Below are 10,490 nucleotides of genomic sequence, written 5' to 3'. Positions count from 1 at the left end.
TTATAACGCAATGGATCCAACAATATTTGCTGCAATCACATTCCCATTTTTCTTCGGTTTCTGTTTAACCGATGCAGTTTATGGATTATTTGTATCTCTTATTGGTGTTGTATTGTTAAAAGGATTAGGTAAAATCAAAGAATCTATGCGTTCATTTGGTTGGATTTTAATCTGGTCCGGTCTGTGGTCATTTATACTGGGTATGATAACTAACGGTTTCCTTGGAAACTTCCCTGACCAATTCTTTAAATATAAATTGCCAACTGTAATTGAGGCAGTTGATGCATTTAAGCATCCTGATACAATATTAATTATTGCTATCGCAATAGGTCTTATTTACACAAACATCGGTTTTATCTTAGGTGCAATCAACAACTTAAGATATGGTAATGTTAAAGAGGCTATTGGTTCTCAATTATGTTGGTTTGTTTTTGAAGCAGGAATTATTCTACTTGTTTCAGGATTGAATTTAACTGCAAAGTTCGGAATACCACTTCCTGCAACAGGTTTAATAGGAACTGTATTGGGCGCAATATTAATCGTTGCAACTATTGGAATGCTCATTTGGGCTAACGGTGCATATGGTGTAATGGATATTTTCGGTTTCTTAGGAGATGTTTTATCATACGCACGTCTTTTAGCATTATGTTTAGCTACTGGTGGTATTGCTATGACTGTAAACATTTTAACCGGTTTAGTAAATGATATGGTTCCATTTATAGGTATCCTCCTTGCTATACTCATATTTATATTCGGTCATATCGCAAACTTCCTGTTCCAAGTATTGGGTGCATTCATTAACGCTTTACGTCTTAACTATGTAGAATTCTTCTCTCAATTCTTCATGGAAGGTAAAGGTAAATTCGAAGCTTTCAAAGCAAAAAGGACATTTACAAAAATTAAAAATTAAAAATTTTTCATTTAATCTATAAATTAATTTAAAAAAATCAATATTATTTCAAAGGTGAATTAAATATGGCAGAAATAGGATTAGGTGCTGCTTTAGCAGCTATTGGTGCTGGAGTGGCAATCGGTTTTGCTGGATTAGGTTCCGGTTTAGGTCAAGGTATGGCAGCTGCTGGTTCTGTAGGTGCAGTTGCAGAAGATAACGACATGTTTGCAAGAGGTATTATTTTCTCTGCATTACCAGAAACTCAAGCTATTTATGGGTTCTTGGTTGCAATCTTATTATTAGTATTCTCCGGTTTATTAGGTGGACAAGCTACTAAAATGACTTTAGAAGCAGGTATTATCGCTATCGGTGTAGGTGCATCCATTGGTTTCGCAGGTTTAGGTTCCGGTATGGGACAAGGTATCGCTGCAGCATCTTCCGTCGGTGCTATTGTAGAAGACAATGATATGTTTGCTCGTGGTATTATTTTCTCTGCATTACCAGAGACACAAGCTATTTACGGTTTCTTGATTGCTATTTTACTTATGGTATTTGGTGGAATCTTAGGTTAAGGAGGCAATTTATATGAGCTCAGGCACAGATAAAATTGTTTCAAGCATTATGTCTGAAGCCCAAGAGAAAGCTGATGTAATCATTCAAGAAGCTAATGCAGAAGTTGCAACAATTACTGCAAAAGCTGAAAAAACCGCAGAAACTGAAAAGATTAAAATATCAGATAATGGTAAAAAACAGTCTGAAATGAGATATCAGCAAATTATCTCTGAAGCTAAGATGAATGCTCGTAGAGCTGAATTAGGCGCTAAAGAAGAAGTCATTGAAGCTGCTTTCGCAAAAGCTACTGATGAGTTAAGAGCAAAAGCTGCTTCCTGTGATGAAGAATATGAAATTGCATTAACTAAGATGATTAAAGAAGCTGCTGATGAACTTGGTAGTGATGATTTAATTATTCAATTAAATGAAGCCGATACAAATAACTTAAAAAGTGAATTATCTTCAGATGTGATGCTTGACTCTTTCAAATTAGGAAATGTTATCTTCACATTATGTGACCCTGTAGATATTATAGGTGGAGCAATTGTAAAAACTCATGATGGTGCTGTTAAAGTTGATAAATCAATTGATGAGTCAATTTCCGACCGTGATGAATATGAAAGTTTATTAGCTAAGTTAATTAAAGAGGCTGCTGATGAAATTGAGCATCTTAATTTACTTATTCATTTAAATGAAATTGATACAAAAATGATGAAAGAAGGATTGTCAGAAAATGGTTTATACTCTTTCCAATTAGAAAATATCAATTTAACAATAGGAGAACCTATTGATGCAATTGGTGGAGTTATTTTAAAAACCGCTGATGGATCTGTTGAAGTAAATAACACAATTGATGCAAGATTAGAAAGATATAAAAGTGTCTTACGTAGTGAAGTTGCTGAAATATTATTTAAATAATTAGGAGGATAAATTATGGCAGATGGAATTGCTACCTTAATAAGTGCATTAGGTCTTACACAAGAAACCTTCTTGGCATTTTGTGTAATCGCGTTACTTGTTGTTGGTGCAGTAGTTGTAATCATTACATCCAGACCAATTTTGGACATTTATCCTTATCTTAACCCAAGTGCAAGAGTAAGAGCTAGAAAAGGAAGATTATTTGATGAAAAACAAATTTCTGAAATTGTTGAAACAAACAATGTAGAAGAAGTTGAAAATTATCTTAAAGGTGTTCCTGATTATGCTGATGTTCTTGATGAATATCCTCTTGATAAAGCATTAGATGTAGAACGTGCTAATACTTATGACTTTATTGCAAGATTGGCTCCTAAGGAAGTAAAAGATCCTTTTGTTATCATGTCTAAAAAATCAGACATAGATAATATTAAAAGTCTTTTAACTGCTAAGGAAGTTGGTCTTAATGGTGATGAAACAAGAGAATTATTAATTCCTTGCGGATCATTATATGCACAGTTAGAATCCTTAGCTGATTCTGAAAATGTATCTGACATTGTCACAAGTTTGGACGGTACTGAATACGCAACTGCTTTAGAAGATGCTCTTCCACAATATGAAAGCACTAATATGATTCTTCCATTAGAATCTGCTTTAGATAAATATTATTTAGGCAAGTTATTACGTTCTTCTGATGTTCCTGCAGATGAAAACAGACAAATTATGTATTCATATGTTGGAACTCAAGTTGATGTAGCTAATCTTAAACTAATTATAAGGGCTAAACAAGATGGCCTTGACTATGACGCTGTCGCTCCTTATATATTAGAAGAAGGATACCAATTACGTGAATGGAAACTTAAAGATTTAATGGAATCTCCTGATGTTACAAATGTAGTGTCTGGTTTAGAAGGAACAAAATATGCTGAAGCATTAACTGATGTAATGCCAGTATACAATGAAACTGGTTCAGTTGCAGTATTTGAAAAAGCATTGGATGTTTATGCATCTAACTATGCGAAATCTTTATCTTCTAAAAAACCATTAGGTGTTGGTCCAATTATTGGTTATTTAAGTCAAAAAGAAAATGAAATTAAAAATTTAAAAATTATTGCAAGAGCAAAAAGAGAAGCAAACTTCCCTAATTCAAAAATCATGGAGATGTTAATATGAGTTCTGTAGCAATTATAGGTGATATTGACACTGTATCAGGTTTTAGGTTAGGTGGTGTCAAAAAAGCAGAAGTTGTCAGTACTTCTGAAGAAGCTATCGCAGCTTTTGATAAATTTTTAGATGATGAAATTTCAATTATTATCATTACTCAATTATTGGCTAATGAAATAAGAAATCATATTAATAGAAAAATTGGTTCAAATGTTTTACCAATGATAATTGAAATACCTGATAAAGATGGGTCCTCAGGAGGATCATCTGATCAAATAAATGACCTTATTAAAAGAGTTATCGGGGTAGAGATGGTTAAATGATTATTGAAGGAAATATTATTAAGATTGCTGGGCCTGTTATTATCGCAGATGGTATGAGAGGGGCTCAGATGCTTGAGATGGTTAGAGTAGGTGATGAGAAGCTTATTGGAGAAATCATCGAATTAGAAGGTGACACCGCAACTATCCAAGTATATGAAGAAACAGCCGGTATTCAACCGGGTGAAGTAGTTGAATGTACTGGAGGTCCATTGTCTGTAGAACTCGGTCCTGGTGTAATGAGTTCAATTTTTGATGGAATTCAAAGACCTTTAAGAATCATCAGGGAGGAATCTGGTGACTTCATTGCAAGAGGAATTGATGTTGATTCTGTTAACAAAGAGAAAAAATGGACATTCAAACCAGTAGCTAAAGTTGGAGATATTGTAAAAGGTGGAGATGTACTTGGTGAAGTACAAGAAACTACTGCAGTATTGCATAAAGTTATGGTTCCACCAACTCTCGAAGGTGAAGTAACTGAAATTGCAGCTGAAGGCGACTACACTGTATTAGAAGACATCGCTGAAGTAGCTGGTGAAAAAGTTCAAATGCTTCAAAAATGGCCTGTAAAAAGAAGCCGTCCATACATAGAAAAATTAGATCCAGATATACCATTAGTCACTGGACAAAGAGCACAAGACACTTTCTTCTCCGTAGCTAAAGGAGGAGCAGCTGCTATTCCAGGTCCTTTCGGATCAGGTAAAACTGTTACTCAACAACAATTAGCTAAATGGGCTGACGCAGATATCGTTGTATATATTGGATGTGGAGAACGTGGTAACGAAATGACTGAAGTACTTACTGAATTCCCATTCCTCGACGACCCTAAAACTGGTAACCCATTGATGGACAGAACAGTTCTTATTGCAAACACTTCAAACATGCCGGTAGCAGCTCGTGAAGCATGTGTATATACTGGTATTACTATTGCTGAATACTATCGTGACCAAGGTTACGATGTAGCACTTATGGCAGACTCAACTTCAAGATGGGCAGAAGCTATGAGGGAGATTTCTGGAAGATTAGAAGAAATGCCTGGGGAAGAAGGTTACCCTGCATACTTAGCATCTAGATTAGCACAATTCTATGAAAGAGCAGGAAGGGTAAAAACTATTGGTACTGAACCAAATGTTGCATCCATTTCTGTAGTTGGTGCTGTATCACCTCCTGGTGGGGACTTATCTGAACCTGTTACTCAAAACACATTACGTATTTGTAAAGTGTTCTGGGCATTAGATGCATCCCTTGCGGATAAACGTCACTTCCCTTCAATTGACTGGTTACAAAGTTATTCATTATATGTGGACAGTATTGAAGGTTGGTGGGCTGAAAATGTAGCAGCAGATTGGAGAGCAACTCGTGACCAAGCTATGGGATTATTACAAAAAGAATCCGAGTTACAAGAAATTGTACAATTAGTTGGTCCTGATGCATTACCTGAAACTGACCAAGCTACCTTAGAAACTACCCGTATGTTAAGAGAAGATTTCTTACAACAAAATGCATTTGATGACGTAGATACATACTGTGCACCAGATAAACAATACAAAATGTTAAAAACAATTCTTTTATTCTACAAAGAATCTCTTGCAGCTGTTAACAGAGGAGCTCCAATTGCAAATATTGTAGCATTACCTGTTAAAGAAGAAATCGGTAAAATGAAATACATACCACAAGACGAATTTGATGCAAAAGTTGAAGAAATTCAATCCGCAATTACTAAACAATGCAGTGAGGCTTAAAAATGAATACAAATATTAAAACTAGGGAATATACTACTGTATCTGAAGTCTCAGGTCCTTTAATGGTTGTTGAAGGAGTAGAAGGCGTTGGTTACAATGAAATTGTAGATATTGAAACACCTACTGGTGAAAAAAGAAGTGGACAAGTTCTTGAAGTAACTAAAGATGTTGCTGTTATTCAAGTTTTTGAAGGAACTAATGATTTAAACACTAAAAATACCAAAACAAGATTCACTGGTCAAACCGCAAAAATCGGTGTATCCAGAGATATGATGGGACGTATCTTCAACGGTATTGGTAAACCTATTGATGGCGGTCCAGAAATCATACCTGATGAAGAATTAGATATTAATGGGGCTCCTATGAACCCTGCTTCTCGTGAATTCCCAGAAGAATTTATTCAAACTGGTATCTCTACCATTGACGGAATGAACACATTAGTAAGAGGACAAAAACTTCCTATCTTTTCAGGATCTGGTTTACCTCACAACGATTTAGCTGTACAAATTGCAAGACAAGCTAAAGTATTAGGTGCTGACGATGAATTCGCAGTAATTTTCGCAGCTATGGGTATTACAAACGAAGAAGCAAACTTCTTTATGAGAGACTTCGAACGTACTGGAGCATTAGAAAAATTAACAGTATTCATGAACTTAGCAGACGACCCTGCTATTGAAAGGATTTTAACTCCAAAAATGGCTTTGACCACTGCTGAATATTATGCATTTACCTTAGGTATGCAAGTATTAGTTATCTTAACAGATATGACTAACTACTGTGAAGCTTTAAGGGAAATTTCTGCAGCAAGGGAAGAAGTACCTGGAAGAAGAGGTTATCCTGGATACATGTATACTGACCTCGCAGGTATCTATGAAAGAGCAGGACGTATCGATGGTAAAGAAGGTTCTATTACTCAAATGCCTATCTTAGTTATGCCTCAAGACGATATCACTCACCCAATTCCTGATTTAACCGGTTATATTACCGAAGGACAAATCGTATTAAGTAGGGAAATTTCAAGGAAAGGTATTTACCCTCCTGTAGACGTACTTCCTTCACTTTCTCGTTTGATGAGTGGTGGTATCGGTGGAGAAAAAACTAGGGATGACCACAGTGGTGTATCTGACCAACTTTATTCTGCGTATGCAGAAGGTCGTGAATTAAGAGACCTCGTTGCGGTTGTAGGGGAAGAAGCACTTACTGAAAGGGATCAAAAGTTCTTAGAATTTGCTCAAGCATTTGAAGACCAATTCATTACCCAAAGTAAAGATGAAGACAGAACAATCTTTGAAACTTTAGATCTTGGTTGGAGTTTACTTAAAATCTTACCTAAATCTGAACTCAAAAGGGTTAAAGAAGAATTTATTGAACAATACCTTCCAAAAGATGACTAGTCTCATTGCAGTACTGTAGGTGATTAAATGGCACAAGATATTATAGATGGAATTAATCCAACTCGTATGGAATTATTGTCTCTTAAAAATAGGACAAAACTTGCTGTTAAAGGGCATGGTTTGCTTAAAGAGAAAAGGGACGCTTTAATTAAAGAGTTTTTTGATATCTTGGATCGTGTCAAAGGTATTCGTGAAAACGCAGAACAAAGTCTTAAAGAAGCAAATGATGCATTACTTGAAGCTCAAATTGCAATGGGTGATTTGGCTGTTAAAAAAGCAGCTTTATCTGTAAAAGAATCCATAGATGTTGAGATTACTTCAAGAAGTGTTATGGGTGTTGCAGTACCTGTTACTGATGTAAAAATGGAAGAAAGGTCCATTATTGACAGAGGTTATGGATTTTCTGACACCACAATTCAATTAGACGAAGCTGCTAAAAAATTCGAGGAATCTGTTAAGTACTTAATCGAACTGGGTGAGGTAGAAAAAACAATTTTCTTGCTCGCTGAAGAAATCGAAGCTACTAAACGTAGAGTAAATGCTTTGGAACATATTATGATTCCAAGATTCCAAAATACTGAAAAGTATATTGATATGAGACTCCAAGAAATGGAAAGGGAAAACTTCGTAAGATTGAAAATGATTAGGTCAACTATTGAGAAAAATGAAAAAGCTGCTGCTGCGGCTGAAGCAGCTAAAAATGCAGAAGCTTAAAATTTTCTTAATACTTCTCATTTTCTTTTATTTTTTATATTTTTTAAATTAAAGTTATATGATTTATTTATTTTTAAAATTTGTTTATTTTAGTAAGTTATTGTAAAATTATTTTTTACTAGAAATTTCGAGAAAGTGTGTTTAAAATGAAAAGAAATCCAATTGACCAATATATGAAAGACCCTGACAATAAAGCTAAAGTATTTATTTGGATTACTAGGGTTATGATTATTACTACTTTTATGATAACAATTGGGCTAATAATATTTATTTTACATCTGGTTGGAATGGTATAGCTAAGTTATTTACTTTTTCACTGGATAATTCAACTTTTTTATATAATTTTTCAAAATCTTTATCTTTATCAATTATTGTAAGCAGAGGTTCAGATTTTTCGGTGATGGAACCTATGTGTGGCAGGTCATAGATATTGTTTAAGTTTATTTTTTCATATTTCACTCTTGTTGGTGAATAAATTATTTTTTTGTATGAGTAATATTTTGCTTTTGGAATTTCAATTATTTCACCATTACAGGCTTTAATATGCGCATCTAACATATTTATTCCTAAAGAGTTTTCAACACATTCAAATGTACCCTGAATCCTTGGATTAATTTCGATAACGTACAATCCATTTTCATTAATGATATAATCTACACCATTTGATCCGTTTAACTTAAATTTTTTCGCTAAATTTTCGGAGGTGTCTCTCATTTCAGCGTTTATTTTATCAATGTCTTCAACATCAGCCATAATTGATTTTTTTGTTAAGGGCAAAATGTTTCCAACATATATGAAACTGTTATTTTTTTCAGTGTCATGCATTGTTAACAATCTGGAGTTCATGATTGTTTTTGCATCATTTTTATTTGCAAGAACTGATGAACTTACATTGATTCCAGATATGTATTCTTGAAGAATAAATTCACTATCGTTAAATTGTATTTCACTAGTTTTATCTAAAAGATTGATGTCATACCCGCCACTTCCTTGCACGGGTTTTAAAATAAATTGGGTGTTTGGATAATTTTTACATATTTCATGGACTTCATCTATATCACTTACACTAAAAGTCATAGGAGTTAAAAACTTTTCTTTTATTTTTTGGTAAAACCTGAACTTATTTTCTATATTTTTTACATTAGTATTTCCCAAAATCTTTTTTTGATCTTTTTTTGTAAAGTCAGACGGTGAAACCCCAGAAATCGGAATTATGTAATCAACCTCATCAATATAATCTCTTGATAGTTCTATAATGTCTGTACTGTTAAATTTATCCTCAAAAACTCCACAGCTTATTCCATCCTCTTCTTTTAGAATAATCTTTTGGTTTTTGATTGTCGGAGTATCTGATGTTGAAAAATAACTGGTAGAATAAATAGTGTAATCTAGCTTTAAAGCACTATTAAGCATACTTCTTGTATCAATTCCAATAAGTAATAGCTTTTCCATAAAATATCAATAAAAAATAGTTAATTGAAATAGTCCCGAGCGGAGTCGAACCGCCGTCTCCGGGTCCAAAGCCTAGAAGGATTACCACTACCCTACGGGACTATATTTGTTGTATTACAACATTTAATATATCTTTATTATGTAGTATTTAAAAGTATCGGTTTATAGTTTTTGATAAAATAAACATTCGTCATGCCATCTGCAATTACAACAGATTTTATCCACGCTTTCTTTGGAATTAAATATATTTTCAACTGCAGCAAATAATTCCAGACTGTCATGTTCCTTTGTTGCATCAATGTGGGATAATACTTCATTGTCCATTGACTTGATTACTTCGTTTTGTGATTGATTTTGACATAAATCATTTTTTAAATTTGGACAGTATTCGCAGATATTATCTGCCTCGTTTGTAAGCAAAATGGTTGTATCTTCGGATTTTCTTTTTTTGTTGATATTTGTCATGTTTTTAACAAAATCCTTATTATAACCATATCCCTGAAAACCTTGAAGACATAACAGATGATGTCCTCTTAAAACAAGTTTCATAATATCAAAAATAAAATAAATAAAAAAAAGAAAAAGGTTTAAACCTTTTTAGTCTTTTGGTAAAAATACCTTGGATACTGTAGCAGAACCTAATATTTTAACAATATCTCCAGCGATAAATGGAACAAGTCCCATCATTAAAACATTAACAATGCTTACTGGAGTTCCGGTAGCATTTAACCATAATGCAAGGCCTGCAAGACCTGGGATGTAAATTAGTGCAAAGTTTGCAATACCAATGACTATTGCCATTCTTGTAAAGTTACGTGCACTGCAATATTTGTCTCTTATTGCTCCAATGAAATATGATGCAATAATGAATCCGATTAAGAAACCTCCGGTAGATCCTAATAGTATTTCAATGCCTCCGGTCATTCCACCAAACCATGGGATGAATGCAATACCTAAAATTACATAAAGTATTTGGCTTAAACAACCGTATTTTTTACCTAAAAGTAAACCAGAACATAAAACTGCAAATGTTTGTGCGGTAATAGGTACTGGAGTCCATGGGAGAGGTATAATAATTTGTGCCATTATACCAGTGAAACATGCCATTAATAAAGACATGACTAATTTAGTTGCGGTACTAGAATCTTCAAATCTTTCGAAAACATTTTTTCTAGTACGATAATAATTATCAATATTAATATCCATTTTTACCCTCCAATAATAATTCCTATATTATTTATGTTGGGGGTATTATATATTATTTGTGAAAAATCAGATTTAATAATTAATATTGTTTGATTTAAAAAAGAAGTAAGTTTGGAAATAGAAATTCTATTTCCTTTAA

At 33.7% G+C, this 10,490-nt stretch carries 10 protein-coding genes, 1 tRNA gene and 1 pseudogene; 8 read left to right on the top strand and 4 right to left on the bottom strand.

Annotation, left to right across the window (positions count from 1 at the left end; all coding sequences use genetic code 11):
• The 8 genes and pseudogenes from UIB65_RS01410 to UIB65_RS01375 all read left to right on the top strand — a co-directional run.
• A pseudogene (locus tag UIB65_RS01410) lies at window positions 1-910 on the top strand (V-type ATP synthase subunit I); the annotation flags it as partial.
• Window positions 911-975: 65 nt separating this feature from the next.
• Complete coding sequence (locus UIB65_RS01405) at window positions 976-1,464, top strand: V-type ATP synthase subunit K (RefSeq protein ID WP_330039360.1); 489 nt, start codon at window positions 976-978, stop codon at window positions 1,462-1,464.
• Window positions 1,465-1,477: 13 nt separating this feature from the next.
• Window positions 1,478-2,362, top strand: a complete 885-nt coding sequence (locus UIB65_RS01400; RefSeq protein WP_330039359.1) for a V-type ATP synthase subunit E family protein — start codon at window positions 1,478-1,480, stop codon at window positions 2,360-2,362.
• 15 nt (window positions 2,363-2,377) lie between these two features.
• Complete coding sequence (locus tag UIB65_RS01395; protein WP_330039358.1) at window positions 2,378-3,532, top strand: V-type ATP synthase subunit C; 1,155 nt, start codon at window positions 2,378-2,380, stop codon at window positions 3,530-3,532.
• Complete coding sequence (locus UIB65_RS01390; protein WP_330039357.1) at window positions 3,529-3,846, top strand: V-type ATP synthase subunit F; 318 nt, start codon at window positions 3,529-3,531, stop codon at window positions 3,844-3,846. The genes UIB65_RS01395 and UIB65_RS01390 overlap by 4 nt, the downstream gene beginning before the upstream one ends.
• On the top strand, window positions 3,843-5,585 hold the full coding sequence (locus UIB65_RS01385; RefSeq protein WP_330039356.1) for an ATP synthase subunit A: 1,743 nt from the start codon (window positions 3,843-3,845) through the stop codon (window positions 5,583-5,585). The genes UIB65_RS01390 and UIB65_RS01385 overlap by 4 nt, the downstream gene beginning before the upstream one ends.
• Before the next feature lie 2 nt (window positions 5,586-5,587).
• Entirely contained in the window at window positions 5,588-6,979 is a 1,392-nt protein-coding gene (locus UIB65_RS01380) for a V-type ATP synthase subunit B (RefSeq protein WP_330039355.1), read from the top strand.
• Window positions 6,980-7,006: 27 nt separating this feature from the next.
• Complete coding sequence (locus UIB65_RS01375) at window positions 7,007-7,693, top strand: V-type ATP synthase subunit D (protein WP_330039354.1); 687 nt, start codon at window positions 7,007-7,009, stop codon at window positions 7,691-7,693.
• A 267-nt stretch (window positions 7,694-7,960) separates the two neighbouring features.
• Here UIB65_RS01375 and UIB65_RS01370 read toward each other — a convergent pair whose 3' ends face one another.
• The 4 genes from UIB65_RS01370 to UIB65_RS01355 all read right to left on the bottom strand — a co-directional run bounded on the left by UIB65_RS01370 (window position 7,961) and on the right by UIB65_RS01355 (window position 10,345).
• Window positions 7,961-9,145: an ATP-grasp domain-containing protein gene (locus UIB65_RS01370; protein WP_330039353.1), complete on the bottom strand. Its 1,185-nt coding sequence runs from the start codon at window positions 9,143-9,145 to the stop codon at window positions 7,961-7,963.
• Window positions 9,146-9,175: 30 nt separating this feature from the next.
• Window positions 9,176-9,247: transfer RNA gene (locus tag UIB65_RS01365), tRNA-Gln, on the bottom strand.
• A gap of 60 nt (window positions 9,248-9,307) precedes the next feature.
• A complete protein-coding gene (locus tag UIB65_RS01360) occupies window positions 9,308-9,694 on the bottom strand; it encodes a DUF1284 domain-containing protein (RefSeq protein WP_330039352.1) in 387 nt (128 codons plus the stop codon).
• A gap of 48 nt (window positions 9,695-9,742) precedes the next feature.
• Window positions 9,743-10,345 (bottom strand): biotin transporter BioY, encoded by a 603-nt coding sequence (locus tag UIB65_RS01355; protein ID WP_330039362.1) that lies wholly within the window; start codon window positions 10,343-10,345, stop codon window positions 9,743-9,745.
• Between the last annotated feature and the right edge of the window lie 145 nt (window positions 10,346-10,490).

This window comes from Methanobrevibacter sp., from assembly GCF_036307625.1.
GTDB lineage: Archaea > Methanobacteriota > Methanobacteria > Methanobacteriales > Methanobacteriaceae > Methanocatella.
The sequence above is the reverse complement of the archived record's forward strand: the minus strand, read 5'-3'. Positions and strand labels throughout refer to the sequence as shown.